The sequence below is a fragment of the Streptomyces sp. NPDC093261 genome (assembly GCF_044753645.1).
Classification (GTDB): domain Bacteria; phylum Actinomycetota; class Actinomycetes; order Streptomycetales; family Streptomycetaceae; genus Streptomyces.
In genome coordinates, this window is the sequence record NZ_JBIVNO010000031.1 from 1 (window position 1) to 20,743 (window position 20,743).

At 68.5% G+C, this 20,743-nt stretch carries 18 protein-coding genes and 2 pseudogenes; 7 read left to right on the plus strand and 13 right to left on the minus strand.

Going from position 1 to position 20,743, the window contains the following annotated elements; genetic code table 11:
* A pseudogene (locus tag ACIP94_RS36300) lies at positions 1–834 on the plus strand (amino acid transporter); the annotation flags it as partial.
* Positions 835–851: 17 nt separating this feature from the next.
* Here the strand turns inward: ACIP94_RS36300 and ACIP94_RS36305 are convergent.
* The 7 genes and pseudogenes from ACIP94_RS36305 to ACIP94_RS36335 all read right to left on the minus strand — a co-directional run bounded on the left by ACIP94_RS36305 (position 852) and on the right by ACIP94_RS36335 (position 6,855).
* Complete coding sequence (locus ACIP94_RS36305) at positions 852–2,300, minus strand: ATP-binding protein (RefSeq protein ID WP_402435847.1); 1,449 nt, start codon at positions 2,298–2,300, stop codon at positions 852–854.
* 116 nt (positions 2,301–2,416) lie between these two features.
* Positions 2,417–3,127, minus strand: coding sequence for a response regulator transcription factor (locus ACIP94_RS36310; protein ID WP_402435712.1), 711 nt, complete (start codon positions 3,125–3,127; stop codon positions 2,417–2,419).
* 496 nt (positions 3,128–3,623) lie between these two features.
* Positions 3,624–3,872: a hypothetical protein gene (locus ACIP94_RS36315; RefSeq protein ID WP_402435853.1), complete on the minus strand. Its 249-nt coding sequence runs from the start codon at positions 3,870–3,872 to the stop codon at positions 3,624–3,626.
* Positions 3,864–4,370 (minus strand): annotated as a pseudogene (locus tag ACIP94_RS36320) (FMN reductase); the annotation flags it as partial. The gene ACIP94_RS36315 and the pseudogene ACIP94_RS36320, both read right to left, overlap by 9 nt.
* Entirely contained in the window at positions 4,367–5,482 is a 1,116-nt protein-coding gene (locus tag ACIP94_RS36325) for an LLM class flavin-dependent oxidoreductase (RefSeq protein WP_402435715.1), read from the minus strand. The gene ACIP94_RS36325 and the pseudogene ACIP94_RS36320, both read right to left, overlap by 4 nt.
* 266 nt (positions 5,483–5,748) lie before the next feature.
* Positions 5,749–6,093 carry a hypothetical protein gene (locus tag ACIP94_RS36330; RefSeq protein ID WP_402435718.1) on the minus strand — a complete coding sequence of 115 codons (345 nt, stop codon included), beginning with the start codon at positions 6,091–6,093 and terminating at the stop codon, positions 5,749–5,751.
* 309 nt (positions 6,094–6,402) lie between these two features.
* Positions 6,403–6,855, minus strand: coding sequence for a hypothetical protein (locus tag ACIP94_RS36335; RefSeq protein WP_402435720.1), 453 nt, complete (start codon positions 6,853–6,855; stop codon positions 6,403–6,405).
* Between the two features lie 130 nt (positions 6,856–6,985).
* Between ACIP94_RS36335 and ACIP94_RS36340 the strand changes: the two genes are divergently transcribed.
* The 3 genes from ACIP94_RS36340 (at position 6,986) to ACIP94_RS36350 (ending at position 8,466) form a co-directional block, all read left to right on the plus strand.
* Positions 6,986–7,321 (plus strand): YnfA family protein, encoded by a 336-nt coding sequence (locus tag ACIP94_RS36340; protein WP_402435723.1) that lies wholly within the window; start codon positions 6,986–6,988, stop codon positions 7,319–7,321.
* Positions 7,322–7,534: 213 nt separating this feature from the next.
* Positions 7,535–8,311 (plus strand): SDR family NAD(P)-dependent oxidoreductase, encoded by a 777-nt coding sequence (locus ACIP94_RS36345; protein ID WP_402435726.1) that lies wholly within the window; start codon positions 7,535–7,537, stop codon positions 8,309–8,311.
* Complete coding sequence (locus tag ACIP94_RS36350) at positions 8,311–8,466, plus strand: hypothetical protein (RefSeq protein ID WP_402435729.1); 156 nt, start codon at positions 8,311–8,313, stop codon at positions 8,464–8,466. The genes ACIP94_RS36345 and ACIP94_RS36350 overlap by 1 nt, the downstream gene beginning before the upstream one ends.
* Positions 8,467–8,759: 293 nt before the next feature.
* On the opposite strand, the gene ACIP94_RS36355 is transcribed toward ACIP94_RS36350, so the two are convergent.
* Both ACIP94_RS36355 and ACIP94_RS36360 read right to left on the minus strand, forming a co-directional pair.
* On the minus strand, positions 8,760–10,016 hold the full coding sequence (locus ACIP94_RS36355) for a tetratricopeptide repeat protein (protein ID WP_402435731.1): 1,257 nt from the start codon (positions 10,014–10,016) through the stop codon (positions 8,760–8,762).
* A 372-nt stretch (positions 10,017–10,388) separates the two neighbouring features.
* On the minus strand, positions 10,389–10,829 hold the full coding sequence (locus tag ACIP94_RS36360; RefSeq protein ID WP_402435734.1) for a hypothetical protein: 441 nt from the start codon (positions 10,827–10,829) through the stop codon (positions 10,389–10,391).
* A gap of 294 nt (positions 10,830–11,123) precedes the next feature.
* On the opposite strand from ACIP94_RS36360, the gene ACIP94_RS36365 reads away from it, so the two are divergent.
* Positions 11,124–11,702, plus strand: coding sequence for a hypothetical protein (locus ACIP94_RS36365; protein ID WP_402435737.1), 579 nt, complete (start codon positions 11,124–11,126; stop codon positions 11,700–11,702).
* 211 nt (positions 11,703–11,913) lie between these two features.
* Positions 11,914–12,558 carry a class I SAM-dependent DNA methyltransferase gene (locus ACIP94_RS36370; RefSeq protein ID WP_402435739.1) on the plus strand — a complete coding sequence of 215 codons (645 nt, stop codon included), beginning with the start codon at positions 11,914–11,916 and terminating at the stop codon, positions 12,556–12,558.
* A 390-nt stretch (positions 12,559–12,948) separates the two neighbouring features.
* Here ACIP94_RS36370 and ACIP94_RS36375 read toward each other — a convergent pair whose 3' ends face one another.
* Positions 12,949–13,992 (minus strand): HNH endonuclease, encoded by a 1,044-nt coding sequence (locus ACIP94_RS36375; protein WP_402435742.1) that lies wholly within the window; start codon positions 13,990–13,992, stop codon positions 12,949–12,951.
* A gap of 681 nt (positions 13,993–14,673) precedes the next feature.
* Between ACIP94_RS36375 and ACIP94_RS36380 the strand changes: the two genes are divergently transcribed.
* Positions 14,674–16,386 carry a hypothetical protein gene (locus ACIP94_RS36380; RefSeq protein WP_402435745.1) on the plus strand — a complete coding sequence of 571 codons (1,713 nt, stop codon included), beginning with the start codon at positions 14,674–14,676 and terminating at the stop codon, positions 16,384–16,386.
* 61 nt (positions 16,387–16,447) lie between these two features.
* Here ACIP94_RS36380 and ACIP94_RS36385 read toward each other — a convergent pair whose 3' ends face one another.
* The 3 genes from ACIP94_RS36385 to ACIP94_RS36395 all read right to left on the minus strand — a co-directional run bounded on the left by ACIP94_RS36385 (position 16,448) and on the right by ACIP94_RS36395 (position 20,737).
* Positions 16,448–16,777 (minus strand): hypothetical protein, encoded by a 330-nt coding sequence (locus ACIP94_RS36385; protein ID WP_402435748.1) that lies wholly within the window; start codon positions 16,775–16,777, stop codon positions 16,448–16,450.
* Positions 16,778–16,902: 125 nt separating this feature from the next.
* On the minus strand, positions 16,903–19,152 hold the full coding sequence (locus ACIP94_RS36390; protein ID WP_402435751.1) for a hypothetical protein: 2,250 nt from the start codon (positions 19,150–19,152) through the stop codon (positions 16,903–16,905).
* Positions 19,145–20,737: a hypothetical protein gene (locus ACIP94_RS36395; RefSeq protein ID WP_402435754.1), complete on the minus strand. Its 1,593-nt coding sequence runs from the start codon at positions 20,735–20,737 to the stop codon at positions 19,145–19,147. Before ACIP94_RS36395 ends, ACIP94_RS36390 begins: the two co-directional genes overlap by 8 nt.
* Positions 20,738–20,743 lie beyond the last annotated feature (6 nt).

Genomic DNA, 20,743 nt, shown 5'->3' on the forward strand with positions numbered 1-20,743 from the left:
CAGTGGGCCCGCGCCGTGCGGCCCATGGTCATGGTCTTCACCCTGATCGCCTTCCTCGTCACCTGGATCTTCGACGCCAACGTCGACGCCCAGGGCGGCGCCTACGCCACCGGTGTGCTGGTGCTGATCAGCTCCGCCGCGATCGCCGTGACCATCGCCGCCCGCAAGGCCCGCCAGCGGCGCTGGGCCCCCGCCTTCGCCGTCATCGCCACCGTCTTCCTCTACACCACCGTCGTCAACGTCATCGAACGGCCCGACGGTGTGAAGATCGGCGCCTGCTTCATCACCGGGATCATCCTCGTCTCACTGCTGTCCCGCCTCGCCCGGGCCTTCGAGCTGCGGGTGACCAGCGTGACCCTGGACGACCTGGCGGAACGATTCGTCCGGGACATCGCCAGCCGCCGGATCCGCTTCATCGCCAACGAGCCCGACGAGCGGGACGCCGCCGAGTACCGCCAGAAGATCGAGCAGATCCGCACCGACAACGAGCTGCCCCCGCAGGAGGACTTCGTCTTCGTGGAGGTGACCGTCACCGACCCCTCGGAGTTCGAGGCCGGCCTGACGGTACGCGGCGAGGTCCTGCACGGCCGCTACCGCGTGCTCACCCTGGAGTCGTCTTCCATCCCCAATGCCCTCGCCGCGCTGATGCTCCACGTCCGCGACACCACCGGCTGCATCCCGCACATCTACTTCGAGTGGACCGAGGGCAATCCGTTCGCCAACTTCCTGCGCTTCTTCCTCTTCGGCCAGGGAGAGGTCGCCCCCGTCACCCGGGAGGTGCTGCGCGAGGCGGAACCCGACCGCAAGCGCCGGCCGCGCGTCCATGTCGGCTGACCAACGCTACGAGGGCCTCACTCGCCCCCGGGCGCGGCTCCCCCGCCGACCGTGAACCCGATCACGGAGCCCCCGCCCTCACGCCGGTAGGCGAACGGCGCTCCCCCGTGCGAGGTCGCCACGTCCCGCACGATCGACAGGCCGAGACCCGAGCCGGGCAGGCTCCTGGCGTCCGCCGCACGATAGAAACGGTCGAAGACCCGCAGAAGGTCGCTCTCCTGGATGCCGGGCCCGCGGTCGAGGACCTCCACCCGCACGCTGCCCAGCGGCAGGCCGGTGTCCGGCTCGTCGGAGTCCTCGATCTGGGGCGGGTGCACCGGTCCGGTGACGGCGATCTCGATGGGCGCCTCACCGTCGCGGTCGAACTTGGCCGCGTTCTCCACCAGATTGGACACCGCCCGCTGGAGCGCCGTAGCGCGCCCGTCGACCGTGGTGTCACCCGTGACACGCACCACGACCTCCCGGCTCGTGCGGCGCCGGGCGAGCGTCGCCGCGTCCTCGGCGATGTCGGCGAGGGTCAGCCGCTGCACCGGTTCCGTGTCCGACTGGCCGGCCGCCAGGGCGACCAGCTCGTTCACCAGGTCGGTCAGCTCGCGGGACTCCTCGGCGAGGTCGGCGACCAGTTCCTCGCGGGCGGCGGGCGGCAGCTCGTCGATACGGCGCAGCAGCGAGATATTGGTCCGCAGGGACGTCAGCGGCGTCCGCAGCTCGTGGCCCGCGTCCTGCACCAGACGCCGCTGGTCCTCCTCCGACTGGGCGAGCCGCCCGAGCATACGGTCGAAGGAGCGGCCGAGCCGGGCCACCTCGTCGTTCCCGGTGAAGGGGACCTGGATGCCGACCCGCCGTGTGCGCGCCACGTCCTCGGCGGCACCGGCGAGCCGTACCAGCCGCCGGGTGATCCGCCGCGCCAGCCACCAGCCGAACAGGCCGGCCGCTATCACGACGCCGCCCATCAGCAGGGCGGTGCGCTGCTGAAGGCTGCGCAGCAGGTCCTCGGTGCTGCTCAGCTCCTGGGCGACCTGCACCGCGCCCTGGCGGCGGCCGAGCGCCACGGTCGCGACCCGGTAGACATCGCCGTCGACGCTGACGTTCGTATGCTCGACCAGCTTGCCCGCCTTGGCGGTCTCGGCGATCCGCCGGTCGCTGTCGTCGACGGGCAGCGCCGGATTGGAGTGGTCGACGACCATGCCACCGGGCCCGAGCACCTGCACCACCGTGCGGCTGGGCCGGATGATGTCGTCGCGGGGGGTGTCGTGGTCCTTGTCGGAGATCGCGAAGTCGTCCGGCATCAGCTGTTTCTGGCTGACCTGGTCCCGTAGATCCGCCACGACCTGCGCGAACACGGTCTGCTGGTCCACGCGCACCAGCCGGGCGGCGGCGTCGTAGCTGAGAAAGCCGACCAGGACGGTGACCCCTGCGGCCACGGCCGCGAAGGACAGGGTGAAGGTGGTCCGCAGCGACGACATCTGGCGCAGCCGGGACCGCAGGCGCAGCCGCCGGCGCAGTCCGACCGGCAGCCGCCGCCACGCACGCATCCCGAATCCGGCGTCGTCCTCGACAGCGGGGTGCGGTGGTGGAGGCACTAGTCCTCCCTCAGGACGTACCCCACGCCGCGCACCGTGTGGATGAGGGCCGGTGCCCCCGGCTCGTCGAGCTTGCGCCGCAGATAGCCCACGTAGACGGCGAGGTTCTTGGAGCCGGGGCCGAAGTCGTAACCCCAGATGCGGTCGTAGATGGTGGCGTGGTCGAGGACGATGCCGGCGTTGCGCGCGAGCAGTTCCAGCAGGTCGAACTCGGTCCGGGTGAGTTCCAGCTCCCGCTCGCCGCGCCAGGCGCGCCGTGCCTGAACATCCATGCGCAGACCGGCGACGGAGACCTGGCCGGTGGGGATCTTCTCCTCCTCCTTCGGTGCCTCGAAGGAGCCGCCGTTGGTCCGGCGCAGCAGGGCGCGCAGCCGGGCGAAGACCTCCTCGACGTCGAACGGCTTGACGACATAGTCGTCGGCGCCCGCGTCCAGTCCCGCGATCCGGTCGGCGGTCTCCACCAGGGCGGTGAGCATCAGGACCGGGGTACGGTCGCCCTCGGCACGCAGCACCCGGCACACCTGGAGGCCGTCGATGCCCGGCATCATCACATCGAGGACGAGCACATCGGGCCGGGTGCGGTGGGCCTGGGCGAGGGCCTCCACCCCATCGGCCACGGCGGTCACCTCGTACCCCTCCAGCGTCAGTGCGCGCTCCAGGGCATGACGGATGGCGCGGTCGTCCTCGGCGAGCAGCACTGTCTGGGTCACCCCACCAGTCTGCCAAGGCCAGCGCGGTGCACGACCGGGTGGACCGAGCCACGGGCGGGCTTCTTACCCGCCTCTCACCGGTGCGGGCGTGGCGGTTTACCTGGTGGGGCCACCGTGTCGGCTAGGTCACATCGCAGCGTCCTGTTCCGGGACGGGGGCGCCGGAGCCGACGAAGCCACGGAGGCGGGATCGGGCACGGCCGCGGTCATCGACGCCGCCGAACGGGTTGGGGCCCGTCGCCGGGCGCGCCGACCGCGCCCCCGGTCCCGCCGCGCCCTCGCCGGACGCCTTGCCCACCGGCTCCCCGCGTACGGCACGACAGGCGCCCTCCGCGAAGCCCACCCGGGTGCGCCGTCCCAGGGCGCGACCCGGGTGCGCCGGCCGGTCCGCAGGGGTCCACCGCGCGGAAGGGGTGGCCGGATCGGCGCGACGGCGGCGGCCCACCCCTCACCCAGGCTCGAGACCGCGGAAGACCGCGGCCGGCTGCCGCGTTCCGCTAGCTCCGCAGCGCGGCGAGCTGCTCCTCGAAGGGAACCACCCGGAATCCGTGCGCTCCGGCCCCGGACTGCTCGCCCGCCCCGCCCGCACGCTCGGGCCCGGCGGCCCTCGGTACGGAACCGGCGGCCTCGGGAAGCGAGCCGGCCACGGCCCGAGCGGGCTCGGGCACGGCCCCGGCGGAGTCCGACCCGGAACCGATGGGCTCCGCCACCGCGCCGCCCCGCTCCCGCGGGGCCCCCGCGGTCATCAGCAGGGCGAGTTCGCCCGCGGCCCGCTCGATCCGCTCGGGCAGACCCTCCGCGCCCCAGTCCTCCGAGGCCGCCTAGACACCGGTCGGGGAGACCACGGCTCGCAGATAGGAGAAGAGCGGACGCAGGGCGTGGTCCAGGACCAGCGAGTGCCGCGCGGTGCCGCCGGTCGCCGCGATCAGGACCGGCGTGCCCACGAGCGCGTCCTTGTCGAGCACGTCGAAGAACGACTTGAACAGCCCGCTGTACGACGCCGAGAACACCGGCGTCACCACGATCAGCCCGTCGGCCTCGGTCACCGCCTCCAGAGCGGCGGCGAGCGCACGCCCCGGGAAGCCGTTGGTGAAGTTGTGCGCGATCTCCACGGCGAGGTCGCGCAGCTCGATCGTCCGGACCTCGACGGGAGCCCGCCGCTCCACGGCGGCGGCCAGCCGTTCGGCCAGCAGCCGCGTGGAGGACGGGACGCTCAGGCCCGCCGAGACGACGACGAGCCTCATGCGGCGCTCACCTCTTCCGTGTCCTCCAAGGCCTTCGGCTCCTGCGCGGCGGCCAGCAGGGACTGGTGGGTCGGCGCCTCCGGCACACCGGCCGGACGGCCCTTGGCGAACTCCTCGCGCAGCACCGGCACGACCTCCTCGCCGAGCATGTCGATCTGCTCCAGGACGGTCCTCAGCGGCAGACCCGCGTGGTCCATCAGGAACAGCTGGCGCTGGTAGTCGCCGGCGTACTCGCGGAAGCTCAGCGTCTTCTCGATCACCTGCTGCGGCGAGCCGACGGTCAGCGGGGTCTGCTCGGTGAAGTCCTCCAGGGACGGCCCGTGCCCGTAGACCGGCGCGTTGTCGAAGTACGGCCGGAACTCGCGCACCGCGTCCTGGGAGTTCTTCCGCATGAACACCTGCCCGCCCAGGCCGACGATCGCCTGCTCCGGGGTGCCGTGCCCGTAGTGGGCGAACCGGCTCCGGTAGAACTCCACCATCCGCTTGGTGTGGTCGGCCGGCCAGAAGATGTTGTTGTGGAAGAAGCCGTCGCCGTAGTACGCGGCCTGCTCGGCGATCTCGGGCGACCGGATCGAGCCGTGCCAGACGAACGGCGGGACCCCGTCCATCGGCCGCGGGGTGGAGGTGAAGCCCTGGAGCGGGGTACGGAACTTGCCCTCCCAGTCCACCACGTCCTCGCGCCACAGCCGATGCAGCAGGGCGTAGTTCTCGATGGCGAGGTTGATGCCCTGGCGGATGTCCTGCCCGAACCAGGGGTAGACCGGGCCGGTGTTGCCGCGCCCCATCATCAGGTCCACCCTGCCGTCCGCGAGGTGCTGGAGCATCGCGTAGTCCTCGGCGATCTTCACCGGGTCGTTGGTGGTGATGAGGGTGGTGGAGGTGGAGAGGATCAGCTTCTGCGTCCTGGCCGCCACATAGCCGAGCATCGTGGTCGGCGAGGACGGCACGAACGGCGGGTTGTGGTGCTCGCCGGTCGCGAAGACGTCCAGGCCGACCTCCTCGGCCTTCAGCGCGATCGCGACCATGGCCTTGATCCGCTCGCGCTCGGTCGGGGTACGACCCGTGGTCGGGTCCGGAGTGACATCACCGACGCTGAAGATCCCGAACTGCATGCTCGCTCACACCCTCCAAGTGGTTTACGATTCAACTATACCCCTGAACGGCACCACCTCTCCCGGTATTCCGCACCCTGCAGACCGCGGCAGGGGCCGCCCACCAGGCCGGACGACCGGCACGGGCGACCGGCACGGGACGCCCAGAGCGGGACGCCCAGAGCGGGACGACCAGAGCGGGACCGGAGCGGGACCGGAGCGGGACGACCCGACGACCAGAGCGGGACCGGAGCGCGACGACCGGCAGGCGAGGGTCGCGGTGCGGGTCACAAGGCGGTGGACAGGACCTTCTCCACCAGGCGGGAGGTCTCCTCCCACCACACGCGCTGGACCTTCGCGCCCCGGCCGGGCGGCCAGCAGGTCAGCGGCCCGGCATCCTTGACCAAGAAGCAACCGACGCCGACGGTGACGAAGACGGGAACGATGGCCAGCCGGACGATGACGCCGGCGCCGCGCCGGGGGTCCCCGGCACCCATGCGGGTGAGCAGCTTCGCCAGGACGCCCGCCCGGGCAGGTCCCGCCCGAGACCGGTGGTGTTTGAAGCCGGGGTCGCAGGAGTTGGCCGTGACTCCGGTGCCCGCGAACCGCCGGGCGAGCTCCTCGCTGAACATGCGGACGCGATGGCGTGACGCAGTGCGTCGGCCTTCGCCCGGCTGTCGGAGCCCTCGACGACGAGCAGGCGTATCTCGCACACGCGCTCGATCCGATCGACAGAGCCGCCTGACTCCGAGGGCCCCCGGCTCACCCCGTCCCCAGCCCGGCGTACGCCTCCGCATGGCGAACCGCCCGGCCTCGGCGCCCCCCCTGGAACGCGAAGGCATCGCCTGGAACGCGAAGGCATCGCCGGCCGGACCGCCACCCCGTCCGTGCCGGTGCGCGCCGACTACGCGCTCATCCTCCTGACGACGCCCGGGCCGCACTCAGAAGGCGTATCGGTCCCCCGTTCCCAGGGCCAGCACCTGCTGGCTGCCCGGGGTGCGGTCCACCGCGCCGCTCCACGGGGAGTCGATCTCCAGCCGCACCTCGTCCGTCGACGTGTCGGCGAGGTGCACCCGCAGATGGATCTCCCTGCCCTCACCCATCGGTGCGACCACCCCCGTGCGACACAGCACCGTGCTCGTGTCGTACCGCGCACAGCCTCCCGGCAACAGCTGCTCTTCCGCCAGCGGCTTGGACCAGCGCAGCCGCACGGTGGCGTCCTGCACACCGGACGGTCCGCGGTTCCACGGGGTGAGCCGTACGTTGACCTCACCGCGGCCCATCGTCACGTATCCGTGATAGGTGAGGTCGGCCTCTCCACCCAGCGCCACGGCGGGCAGGGTCCCGCCCACCACCACGGCCGCACCCAATGCGCCGGCAATCCACTTTCTCATTGTCACTTTCCTCCATATACGGCCCGACATCACCGGATATATCCCACGTGCACGACGTGACAGGCACCGCCGGGCAGGTGACCTGCGAGCCCCGTCCGGCGCGCCGGAGCCCCCGTGCGAAGGTGACCGCATGCTGATCCTTCGCTCCGCGGCGCTCTTCGTGGTCGCCGCCCTCTTCGAGATCGGCGGCGCCTGGCTCGTCTGGCAGGGCGTGCGCGAACACCGCGGCTGGCTGTGGATCGGCGCGGGCGTCATGGCGCTCGGGGTCTACGGCTTCGTCGCGACCCTCCAACCGGACGCGAACTTCGGCCGCATCCTCGCCGCGTACGGCGGCATCTTCGTGGGCGGTTCCCTCGCCTGGGGCATGGTCGCGGACGGCTATCGCCCGGACCGCTGGGACGTCACCGGCGCGCTGATCTGCCTCGCCGGGATGGCCGTCATCATGTGGGCGCCCCGGGGCCACTGACCGCGGGCGCCCCGGGGCCACCGACCGCGGGCGGGCCGGGCCCACTGGACGCGGGCGGACCGGGGCCACCGGACGCGGGCACCCCCGCGGCACCGGCCATCCGCCGGGCACTCCGGCCGGCCGGCCACCCCGCGACCTATCCTGGGCGCACGCCGCCCCGCACCCCCGTGTGCGGCGCCGCACGCCCGAGCCCGCCGTCCGAGGAGCCTCGCCATGACCGCCGCAGCACCCTCCGCCGCCTCCCGCATCGCCGTCGTCACGGGCGCGAGCAGCGGCATCGGCGCCGCGACGGCCCGGCAGCTCGCGGCCGCCGGCTACCGCGTCGTCCTCACCGCCCGCCGCAAGGACCGGATCGAGGCGCTCGCGGAGGAACTGACCACGGCGGGCCACTCGGCGACGGCGTACACGCTGGACGTCACGGACCGGGCCGCGGTCGACGAGTTCGCGACCGCCTTCCGGACGATCGGCGTCCTGGTGAACAACGCGGGCGGCGCGCTCGGCGCCGACCCGGTCGCCACCGGGGACCCCGAGGACTGGCGCCGGATGTACGAGACGAACGTGCTGGGCACCCTCAACATCACCCAGGCCCTGCTCCCCGCGCTGACCGCGAGCGGCGACGGCACCGTGGTGGTCCTCTCCTCCACCGCCGGCCACGGCACCTACGAGGGCGGCGCGGGCTATGTCGCCGCGAAGCACGCCGAGCACGTCCTCGCCGAGACCCTCCGCCTGGAGATCGTCGGCACGCCGGTGCGGGTGATCGAGATCGCCCCCGGCATGGTGCGCACGGAGGAGTTCGCGCTGACCCGCTTCGGCGGCGACACGGCGAAGGCGGCGAAGGTCTACGAGGGCGTCGCCGAGCCGCTGACGGCGGACGACGTGGCCGACACGATCACCTGGGCGGTGACCCGCCCGAGCCACGTCAACGTCGACCTCCTGGTGGTCCGGCCCCGGGCCCAGGCCTCCAACACCAAGGTCCACCGCGAGCTGTGATGACCGACCCGGACCCGGACCGCACCGCGGAACGCGAACGCCTGACCCTGGAGAAGAAGCGCGAACGCTACGTCTGGTACTACCTGGCGTACTTCCTCTTCGGCATCCACATCGTGGCGTTCGTCATGATCTACGCGGTACGGCACGCCAAGTGAGTCCATGGGCGACCGGGGCCCCGGCTCTCGGCCGGGGCCCCTCACGTCAGCCCGTCTGTCGGAACCTGGGGGTGTCTCTTCCCGTAAATCGGTTGAGTGGGTGTCTCGCGCAGAGACCCACTGCGGCGTGCTGCCGTCGCCCCTCTGAGGTGACGAAAGTGTCTCCCGGCAGCGTCCCGGCGTAAGGCTGAGCTGAGAAATGTCCTCTGGTGTACCGGGGAACCTGCTCGGCGCCGATCGACACCACGAGACGGTGGTTCCACTCCGCCAGGCGTGACCCGGGGCACGCGGTGTCAGAACGGGGGCTCGGGGGAGAACGCGCCGGTCTGAACGGGCGTGATCGGCTCGGTTCTGTGCCTCTGAAGAAGCGATATGGCGTCCTCGACGCGGCCGAGGTCGATGAGGTGGCGGGCCAGCTGCTGGCTGTTGGCGGGTGCACACGGTTCGAGTACGGTGACGGCCTCTTCGACCCGACCGGCTCCGGCGAGCAGGTCAGAGATCGCCCAGGCCGCGTACCGGGTGTCACCCTGAGGGTGCGCCTGTGCCTGCTCGATCGCTTCGTCAAGCAGACCGCAGTCGGCCATGAGGGGAAGCCGCAGCCTGAAGAACTCCCATTCCTCTTCGCCGTCATGGCGCGCCTTGAGGGCGTCGAGATAGGCCAAGCCTTCCTGGGCGCGGCCGTGTTGGGCGTAGAGGGTGCACAGCGTGTCGATGATCCAGTCCTCCGCACCGCCGGGTGAGTCCGCGAGCGTGCGCATCACCTCGATCGCCTCGTCACCGCGACCGTGCCGGGTCAGAAGCTGAGCCAGTTGCACCGCACTGTGATGGTGGTGGACTGACGAGTCGTCCGTCTGTCGGTACACGGCGATCGCGCCTTCCACGTCACCGTGCTCCTCCAGCACCTCGGCGAGGCGTTGTGCGGCGTGCCCGAGGTCCTCGGACGCCGCGTACGAGCGGAGTTCCTCGATCCGCTCGTGCCGCGCCAACAGATCGGCCAGCTGGTCGTGGTTGTTGACGGAGGTGATGTTCCGGGTGTGCAGCAGGGCGATCGCTTCGTCGATGCGGCCCTGGCGGTCACGGACCGTGGCGAGCAGGCCGATGGCCGTGTCGGGGTCGAGGCCACTGCAGCACCACGGGCTGTCGCATTGGTGCCCGGCGGGGATCCTGGCGGCCAGCAGCGCGGCGATGTCCTCGTCGCGGCCCATTCCCTCGGTGATGTCGACCAGGGCGGTGGCAAGGAGCCAGTCCTCGATTCCGGCGCTCAGCAAGGTGACCGCTTCGTCCTTGCGTTCGTGCCGGGCCAGCAGGCGCGCGAAGAACTCCAGCGCGGTCCCTCCGACCGCTGCGTACGGCCGGGCCAGCGTTATTGCCTCCGCCGCCCGACCCCAGCTCTCCAGCAGTTCCGCCTGGGCCCGGGCGGCCGGCCACCAACCAGTGGCGACGTATGGAGCGAGCACGTCCAATGCCTGCGCTTGTTGTCCCTGAGCACCGAGCAGCCGCGCCCACTCCCGCGCACAGAACCATTCCCCGCGGCCTGCGTGGAACTCCACCTCTTTGCCGTGCCCTAGCTCAAGAAGCCGGGAGACCAGCGGTGGAGGAATGCAGCCAGACAACGTCCGGGCCCTGTAGTCAAGGTCAGCAGCGTCCATGACAGCGCACCCTAGCCACTGCCCCCCGACATCGGCTTGCGGCCCCTGAGGGAGTGGTCGAACTGCGCCACGCCGCCACGGGCCCTGGTTGACCACTGGCCGTCTTCCCAGGTCAGAGGGCACTCAGCGCATCGGACAGGGACTGAAGCGACTGGAATTTAGACATTCCAATTCGAAGCGATTCGGCATCACCGGGGGGAGTACCGCCACCTACATGACGCGAGCTGTCTGCACCGGGGCTGCCCATCGGCGCTGATCCTGCTCCATTACGGCTCAGTCGCCAGGTAGTGGCCGTAGCGGCAACACCCGTGCGTCGGCGAGGGTGCTGGGGTCCGCGACCGTGCGCAGTCGCTCGTGCAGGGCGATGGCATACGCCTGTGCATGGTGGTTCAGCTCGGCTAAGGTCGCGATCTCCTTGCGCAGGTCGGCGATGGTTTGGTCGCGCTGTGCCAGGGCATCCCGCATCCGGGCGGCCGCTGCCGGGTCGACCGGGTCGCTCGTCATGTCAGCGACGATGTGCGGCATCTTCGTCAGCAGTACGTCAAGGAGGCCGGCGTAGTGGGTGGCGGCGCTCCCGTGGGAGTAGCCGGCGACCTTGCTCATGCCGAGGCGGGTGGGGGCCGCCCCGCGCGAGCACATGACCACGGACGTGATGACGGACCGCCCGCTGCCGACCGGAACCACCGTGAGGTCCAAGTCGAGCAATGGCTTCACCACTGCGACAGTCCGAGACCCATCCGGATCCGGACCCCTGAGAGCCGCCAAAGCCTCGAACAAGGGCCTCACGTTCTCCCATCCCGGCCCCGGCGCGAAGCGCGCCAAAAAGAACGGCTGGTCACAGCCGTACTCACTCAGCTCACCGAGCAAGATGTCACCCTGCAGTAGCTGCCACTGCGTCACGACCTGCCCCCGTCCTCGACCGCTCAGTCGCGAAGGCATCCTCGCAGCGCACAACCACTCGGCCAAACGTCATTCTGAAACGATCAGTAAGCAGCTAGCCTCGCCAGCATGGATGCGAGCCCGTTCGAACCGAGCGAGTCAGAGGAGATCGCCAAGCACTTCGTGCAGGTGTGGGCGGAGGCTGTCATGCGCCAAGCCGAGCGCGCGCGAGCCATCCGCAAGAAGGCCGCGATCGACTCGCGCAACTACGACCGCAATGAGGAGTGGAGCCCTGACGAGCACCAGCTCACGGCCAACTACCGTGTCTGGTGGGCCGAGGAGCACACGCTCGTGTGGTCTGCGTATCAACTGGAGCAGTGGCGTGCTCGTCTGGCGACGGAGCGAGGAGAGCCGGCGCCTGCGGAGAACCGGGATCTCAAACTCGCTCGCGATGCTCTGGAGCATCTCAGCGAAGCTCGCCTCGATGAAGATGCCGCCACACCTCCCTCCGACAAGGGTTATTCGGGAAGGGCGCTGCGGAGTTTCCCGGACAAGATGCTGCGCCTTTCACTTGGTGGCAGGAAGCTCTTCGAGCTTCTCGATCCCCTGCAACTGGACGAGGAAGCCCTCAAGGTCGTGAAGTCGATCGAGGACGAGCTCGACGACCGGGCCCAGGCCGCATACGAGGAGCTGATGAGGGGCCGATGACCTCCCTCTGACCAACTCCAGAGCCGCTCAAGGTTCGATGAGATCGGTGAACCTTCGATGCGACAGGGCAGGGGAACAGTGCTTCGCCAGCGCTTCACAGATGTCCTGTCTCGAAGGATCTGGTTTCCGTCTCAAGTGACCTGGTCTGACTCGTCGTTGATCTCAGTTGATCTGGTTCGTCATCCTGATCGCTGCATTACTCTGTCGAGCCATGAACGCGGACCGCTGGTTGGCAGACACCCGGACCTCCTACGACACGGTCGCGGTCAGCTATGCCGACCAACTACGCGAGGCTCTGGCCGGGGCGCCGTATCTTCGGGCGGCCCTGGCGTTGTTCGCCGACTTGGTGCACGCCGCTGGCGGTGGGCCGGTGGCGGACGTGGGCTGCGGACCTGGACACGTCACCGCTCACCTGCACGAGCTGGGTGTGGACGCTTTCGGCATCGACCTTTCACCTGTGATGATCGACGTGGCTCGGCGTGACCACCCCCGCCTGCGGTTCGAGGTGGGCTCGATGACCGACCTCGACCTCGCCGATGCTTCAGTCGTCGGCCTGTTCGCCTTCTGGTCGTTGATTCACGTCCCCGACGAAGCCGTACCCACGGTCTTCGGCCACTTCCGGCGCGTGTTGCGTCCCGGCGGACCACTGCTGCTCGGCTTTCACGTCGGCGACGGGTCGAGGCTGAAGACGCAGGGCTACGGCGGCCACCCGATGAACGTCCACGTTCACCGCCGCCAGCCTGACCAAGTGGCGGCCTGGCTACGCGATGCCGGGTTCACCGTCGAGGCCCAAATGCTGATCGCCCCGGACGAAAGCGTTCCAGGTGCGATCCTCTTCGCACGCCGCCAGTCCTAGCTTCGCCAGCGGTCCGGTTGCGGCCGACGGCACAGCGAAGTCGGACCACATCAACTGAGACAGCCTCCGGCATCCGCTCGTCCAAGACCACATCACTTGAGATTCCTGGCTCCCCACGTCTCCACTGAACTGGTCGCCGCAGGTCAGCGACCCGACTCGGAACCAGATCATTTGAGACCGGACAACAGACGGAACAGGCAACTGGCCCTGACGTCCCAAGTTCCGGTAGCACCGGAACTGCCGCGAGGTGGCCGTCGGCGCACAGGTAGCGTTCTGGCGCTCCTCGTGGTAATCCCCTGGTGCCCTACAAATGCGCAGCATCAGAACAGTCAGCGGCGCGACCATGCGTCGGTCCAGTGCAGCTTGACCACCCCACGAGCGCCCGCCGGCTTACACCGGGCGTCTCCTGGCGTAAGCCACGGGGTGGATGTCTACCTCTTGCGAGTCGATACAGCATTCGCCTGTATCGACTTCTTCGGGTTCCGAGAAGTGCCAGCTGACGACGAACGAGAACGTACCCAAGACCACTGCGTCACCCTGCAGATCGTCGAGCGCGCTACCGTCGGGGCTGCTTTGGACCAGGGAGGTGGACAGACTCTCCTCGAAGTTGCCCTTGAGGGTGAACTCGACCGACTCCCCGGTGTTCGCGTAGTCGATCGAGTCGACGTCGACCCTTGTGAACACGCTTGTCGGCCAGGCCGCGGTGACCGGCCCAGATGGCCCGTAGCCAGCTTCGAACCTTGCCCGGACGTCCTCACGGATCATGTGCAGCAGCTCTGGGATCCGCTCTTGGAGAATGCCATCGAGTTCGCAGCCGCATAGATCCTTGAGAACGGACACCGCCGTACGCCCTCGGGCGTTGAGCGAGACACCTACATCAAGGAAATCCGCACCGCCGCCCAGCATGACCTCGACCGTCCGAAAAGACGCGACGTCAATTCCTGATACGTCCAACAGCGCCAACTTCTGCGCAACTGCAGGTGCGTACTGCTCGAATGCCTGTCTAATGTTCTTGTCCTTGAGGTCTGCCCTGCCCACTGCCAGCAGGTGCCCAGCGACCGTCATCGAGTTGCCGAAGTTCTGAACCTGCTTGATCACCATCGGCCGGAGCCTGCGAGCCCGCTTCAGTAGGGTGAGCAGGCGAGGGACGGGTCCGTACTCGTCGTTGCCTTTACCTCGTGGTCCATTGCATCCAGAGCAGCACGGGGCGAGGTTCTGCGGGTCGTTGATGTCGAAGTCCGCGGGCAGGCCGTAGACGATCTTGAGCTCTTCCAAGCGCTTCGCGCCGGCGTCCTTCGGAAGGATGTGGTCGATCTGGATAATGTTGAAGTCCGCGGGCCGCCCACACCAGTAGCACCGCTGCTTCCACAGGTTGAACAGGACCCAGCACAAGACTGCGTTGTCCCCGCTGCCGTACCTAACGCCGCTGGCCATCGCGCGCCCCCTCTTCAATCCGCCCCGACAGTTCTACAGCAGAGCGGAGACAAGCCACCACTGGCCGATATCAGAGCTCGACCGGTCCCTTATTAGAGGCATACTCGTCTCTGCTCGTCGCTGAAGCTCGACCGAGCGAGGCTGCCCGCCTCGCCGCAAGGTCGATTACCTGACCGCTCTATCCCGGCTCACTGTCGGCACGAATCGGACGTTGCGACCGTTGCGGTACCCTCCGGCCGGGAATAACGGGGCAAGATGCGCATCTCCTCATACTATTCCATTCTTCAGTCCCTTCAGTCCCTCCCCGCTGCGGCATATCGGCCTTGAGCTGGGAAGATGCGGAGGGACCGAGTGACGGTACCCGAGCCAGACGAGCCGCCACGGCAACCTACAGGCCACCCGGGATTAGTCGACCGAAGAAGCGAAGATGGCCGTGCACCTCGCCGCTTCATTGGTGGAGTGGTCCTGCACCGGAGCTGTCCGTCGTCGCTGATCCCGCTCCCCGGTCACACGGCGGCCCACGTAGCAAGGACGACTGGCCATTGCGGCTGACGCCGTCGACTGTAGGCGGCACGAGTCCATTGCTCGGCTGAGATGCCCACGTCATGACCGCACGCTGGCTGAAGTCCAGCTCAGAGGCTTTGGGGCACTGTTGTCAGTGGGTGGCTCTAGCGTGGTCTCGTGTCGAGAGTTGAGTGGACCCGCCTGAGCGGTGAAGAGGTAGAAGAGGTCGTTGCCGTCCTGCTGTCCCGACGGCATCCGGACTGCGTCCGCATCAGGCCTTCACGAGGGGACGGCGGAATTGACCTCCTGCTCCCGCAGTCGGACGGCAGCCACCACGTCCTGCAAGTCAAAAAGTTCGCTGAGAACCTCAAGGCCAGCCAGAAGACGCAGATCGAGAAGTCACTGAAACGCCTGACCACATACGCTCAAGCGCAGGGGGTCCGGGTCTCCCGATGGGACCTCGTGACTCCACTAGATCCGACGAAGGAGAACCTGCAGTGGCTGCAAGGTCTGCCTACCCTGCCCGACGTGACGGTGGGCTGGCGCGGCCTCATCTTCGTAGAAGGGCTCGTCTCCGAGTTCCCTGACGTCGTCGACTACTACCTGCGGGGCGGCAAAGAACGCCTTCAGGCCGCGGTCGCCGACCTCACCGCGCTCGTTCGTCAGCAGAGCGGGGCAACCGACGGGGCCGAACCGCTCAGCGCAGCCGACGCAGGCAAGACGCTGACCACCTTGTCGAAGCAGATCAACGGCTACGATCCGCACTATTCATACGACTTGCACGTGACAGAGCGGCCACTCGAGCCCAACGCATTCGACCCTGAGCGCCTCATGCTCGTATGCCAGGCGCTCGACACAAACCCCTCGGTGGCCATCGCCGTGCGCGCCCGCTTCGCCGACGCTCCGAGTGTCCGCCCCATTCCGTTGTCCCTGAACATCCACGTACCCCAGGGTAGTGATCTTGAGCAGGACGTGCTCGACTTCCGCGACTACGGAACCGACCTTGTCCTGCCGGCTGAGAACTTTGACCTGACCGCCGACCTTCCCGGCGGCCTCTCCCCATCTCCCGGCACATCAGCGCTGCTCAAGATCACTGCTAATCCAAAGCCGAGCACGGCCCCCCAGGAAGTTCAGTTCACCATCACTGCGCCGGATGGGGAGGAACTGGCGAGCACACTCGTCGTACTGACGTCCAGCACAACCGGGGCGACCGGGGTCGGTGCCGTACTGCATGGCGTCGAGATCGGTGAGGTATTCGACGTCACCTTGCGACTCAACCTCACGACACAGAAGATCAACATCACGACCAGCACCCGCGACCTGGCTGGCAAGCGGTTGGAGAGCGTGCGTGCAGGGGCGGAATTCGTGGCTCACTTCCATGCGCCGAACCGGCTTACGGTCCATAACCCCTACCGGCCCCAGCCTACTCAGGGACCGATGCCGATCGATCATGCCCGCGACCTCGGTGCTGTGCTCCAGCGCGACATCGTCGAAGCACTGCTGGAGATCCAGCGAGCTGCAGGCCGCACTATCCGTGTCCCGCCCCTGCTTGGGCGGCCAGTCGAAGAGTTTGAGACATGGCTGGAGGCTGCGCATCTGCTGCGGGGAGAGGAGTTGCGCGTGCCGTGGAGTGAATTGGCGTTTACGACCGACCAGGAACCGCCACAGGATCTCTTGGCTAACCTGCCGGGTGCCTTCATCGTCCATCAACCGCTGACGGTGTCCATCGGCGGTGAAGTGCTCGACCTCGGGTTGCGACAGTTCTACTCACCCGGCGTGCAACTGAAGGCGGACTCGGAGCGGCAAGCGGACCCAGGAAGTCAGGTGGTGCTGGTGCCTGTGGAGGATCCGATAGCCATTTTCCGCTGGATTCCGCCTGAAGCATCCTGACGGGCTCAGTACCGTCCGCCGTGCCCGAGGCGGCCCGGCCGAGTGCGGCTGCATCTGTGGCTCAGTCGTCAGGTAGCGGCCGCAGCGACAGCACCCGCGCCTCGGCGAGGGTGCTGGGGTCCGCGACCATGCGCAGTCGCTCGTGCAGGGCGATGGCATAGGACTGTACGTGGTGGTTCAGCTCGGCCAGGGTCGCGATCTCCTTGCGTAGGTCGGCGATGGTTTGGTCACGCTGTGCCAGGGCGTCCCGCATCCGGGCGGCCGCTGCCGGGTCGATCGGGTCGCTCGTCATGTCAGCGACGATGTGCGGCATCTTCGCCAGCAGTACGTCAAGGAGGCCGGCGTAGTGGGTGGCGGCGCTGCCGTGGGAGTAGCCAGCAATCTTGCTCATGCCGAGGCGGGTCGGTGCCGTCCCGCGCGAGCACATGACCACTGACGCGATGACCGCTTGAAGCGGCACTGGTAGGGAGTCTCCGTCGAGGGCTTCCCGAAGGGCTTCTGCGAGTTTGCCGCTGGTCACGGTGTCTCCCCGGGCTCGTCTGCCTTGTCGGTGGCGTCGGAGGCGGCTCCTCGGGCGGCGGAGGCGTACCGCGTGGGGAGCGTGTCCAACAGCAGGTGGCGCAGGGCGGCGTCGTCGAGGTGAGCAAACTCTGCCGCGAGGCCTGGATTGTCCTGCTCGATCTTTCGGCGGGCCCGGTCGAACACGCCCGGTCGGGACCAAGCTCGGCGCCGCAGTTCCATGCGGGCCCGGTGGGCGACGGATGTGGCCGAGTTGCCGCATGCACCGGGGCGGCAGAGGGTGAAGTCCGCCTCTGCCTCGCTGCCGCACAGGCCCCCCGGGCCGAAGACGCAGAAGGTGAGCTCGCCGACGAAGATCTTGCCCTGGCTCTCCCTTGCGAGGGCCGTGACCTGCTTCTGGGTGACCGGGCCTGTCGCAAGGGAAGTGGCACCGGAGTCGTCGAGGAACTGGGAGAGGCGGTGTGCGCCCTTGCCGGCGAAGGCGTCGGGGTCGGTCTGGAGATCGGCGGCCGCCTCGAGCAGGGCGGTGACACGGGCCTGATCGCCCGCCTCGGCGATCGCGCCCGGGTCAGCGAGGAAGACATTGCGGGGTAGGTGAGCGAGATAGCCCTCGGCAACGCGGCGGCTGGACCAGTGGGCTTGGCGTGCGGCCAGCGCGTCGCCGTACTCCCGACTGGCGTATGCGTCGATGGCCGTAATGCGGAGCGTTCGGTGTGCCAGCCAGGCCGGCAAGTCCGGCAATGCTGGGACGAGTCCCCGACTGGCAAGATGCGCGCCCGAAGCTCTGAACCAGCGCAGCCACCCGTAGGCGAGCGTGAGTGTCTCGGCCTTCTTGTCGCCGGTCAGGCTCCGACCGAGGCCGGGGTGCAGCAGCACCTCAGTGCCAGTGAGGGGGTGGAGCCGCGGCTCGAGTCGGAGTGCGGTCTTGAGACGGTGCAGCACATGGACGGCGCGCACGACGTCGTCGGCGACGACCCACGTGGCGGGCTGCGGCTCGTCCCGGTTCTTGACCAAGTAGCCGCGCATGTATGTCACGGGCACCTTGATGTCACCTCGGTCGTAGCTGCCCTGGCGCAGGCAGTCATGGGGCAGCGCAGCGAGTTCGCGTTCCCGGACAGTGGTCAGCATGGTGATGACCAGGGCACAGGCGTAGGCGAGTGCCGAGGACCAGTGGTCGAGTCCGAGTTTGAACTTGGTCGGCGGCAAGGAGTCCACCCAGCGGACACGCTCGCCGTCGAGTGTCGGGACGGTGGCGATGGGCAGCGCGAAGCCGTCCTCGGCCGCGTCGACAGCGCGGGTTCTTTTGAGTCGCTCCCACACCGGTGCAGCGGTGAACTTTGGGTTGGAGCACAGTGCGCGGTCCACGCCAGCGAGCCGAGTGAAGACGGCCCAGCCCGGCGCGAGGCCACCCCCGCGGAGGTGGGGCATGCCGGGCAGCGGGCGCCCGGTCTCCTCGTATTGCAGCAGCAGGTCCCGGACCGCTGCATATTGCTCCTCGCGTGGTAGTCCGCTGCGGTCAGGGACGGTGGCAAGCACCTCCAGGCGGGCAATCACGTCGTCGGCGATGTGGTCAAGCATCCACAGCGACAAGCCGAGCAGCGGGCCACAGAGGCCGGCGTCGGGGCCGACACGATTGGCCAGTCGGTCGGGAACGCCGAACAGCGACTCGACGGTCTGGCCATCGAACGGACGGCCGCCGAAGAGGTCCTGCGGCAATCGGAGGAGTCCCCGGTAGCGCCATACCGAGGTGAGCGGCCGGGCGTATCCGGCCAGACTACTGGCGGTCGCCTTTGGCCAGGACACGCGTAGCCGCTGCGCGAAGGTCTGCCAGTAGTCCGGACGCAGGTGCGGGGGCAGGCCGTCCAGCACGCGCAGGCTCTCGCCCAGGCCATGCACATAGGCCATGCCACTGGGAACTCGCAGCCTCCGCTCGGCCGCGGCCGAATCGGCCATGACGTCTGTGGTGTCAAGCCCGGACTCACCTGTGCGGGCCAGGATGGGGTTGAGTCGTAGCAACAGCCAGTCCTGGACTGTGTATAGCCAGCGGGCGGGCACCGCTGAGAAGTCGATGTAACGGACGGTCTGGTTGACCAGCGGGTAGCCCTCGAACTCCCAGCGCCGATCCCCGTAGCGAATGGGGTGGGAGACCTGGTCGCACTCGGGGATGAGCGACCGCAGGTCAGTACCCAGCGGCAGCGTCGGAACAGCTCCCTGTACCGGCAATGTCCGTACAGTGGCGTCAGTCACGGCGGCGACCCTCCAGGTAGACACAGGCGATGAGCGCTCGGGCGTTGTCGACGTCCGTTTGGCTGGCAGCGGCGACGAGTGGGCGGGGGAACTGGAGGAGGGCCTCGCTGGCAAGCCGGTGCAACACGGGAGCCTCGCCAGCCAGCCACTCCTGTGGCGAGTGCTGCTTGATGCCGTCGGTGAATTGCACGGCGGCCAGCAGGCCTGGGATGGTCTCGGGCGTTCGGTAGCCGTTAGGGCAGACGAAGCAGGCCACGGGTCCCAGTCCGCACGGCTTTGCCGGGTCGGTCGGCGACTGCCCGTTCGTGGTGCAGGCGGCGACACCAACGTCGAGGACGGCGGGCGCACGGCGAAGTTCTTCCGCGGCTTCCAGCTCATCTGGGGTCGGGATGTGCACTGTCTGCCCGCGCCAGTACTCAGTCACACTGTTCTGCACGTCCAGCAGCCCGGGAATGAGCAAGACGTCAGGCAAGGCATCGGCCAAATACAGCCGAGCGGTGCGCTGGGACTGCCCGACAATCGGCAGGCCGAGTTCCCGTCGGCTACGCAGCAGCGCGGCCTTGCGTAGCCGTTGAAAATGGAGTCGCCGAGGGCGCGGCACAGCGGGGTCAGGCCAGGCCCTGTCAGTCGTATCCCACCAGGCTCGAACGTGTTCAGAGTCGATCACACGCCTACCTTCGGTGGGCACGAAAAGTAAGCGGGCGAAGTCGCTGCCGTCGTCGCGCAGGTGCCGTGCGACGCGCGTCGCCGCAGTGACAAACTCCAAGAGCCCGCCGTAGGAAAAGAGTCCGCCGGCCGGGGCGGGGCTGCGCTGCACTCGCCGATTGCGCGCCTTGACGCCAGTAGCGAAAGCGGCATCGTCACCGGCACGCTCCACCGAATCGGCGGTGTAGGAGACGATGACCGACCAGTTCGGCCCCTTGTTGTCGATCAGGCTGAGCAGGGCGGCTGCCGCCGCGAGATCGGCGCTGCCGACCACAAAGGCCGACTCCTTCCCACTCACCAAGAGTTCGGTGGCGGATCGGTGCAGCCAGTCCCGGGGCAATCCACCGAGCGCCTGACGCACCGCGGCTCGGTGGCGCTGGTACCAGTCCCCGATACGTCGCCGAGCCACCTTTTCGATGGCGTTGGCGACCTGTGGGGCGTAGCCCTGGACGTCCGCGACTTCGACGGGCAGGGCTCGGCCGTACAACGCGGAGGCGAAGACCTCGCCGTCAGGTCGGAGCAACTTGAGCGTGTCGGCGAGAAAGCTGCGGAAGTTGCGCTGTCGGATGGGACGCCGGTTGCTGGCTAGTACTCCTTGCCATGCGTCGGCGGGGGTGAAGTCCGGACTGGCCAAGTCGTCAACGCCGCTGTGGCTTCCCAACCAGTCGAGGAAACGCCGCGCGGCGTGCACCTGATTCTCCAGCGTCTGGGATGAGGTCCACGTGCCGCCGTGCACGTGGAGGCGGTCCAGGGCGGCTTGGGTCAGTTGACGTCCGGCCTCTCCGGGCAGGGGCGAGAAGATGCACGGATCTACGCTGCCGCGCGTACGGACGGTGATGCGACCTTGATCGTCGGTGGTCGCCTCGGTGATGAAGTGCACGTGTAC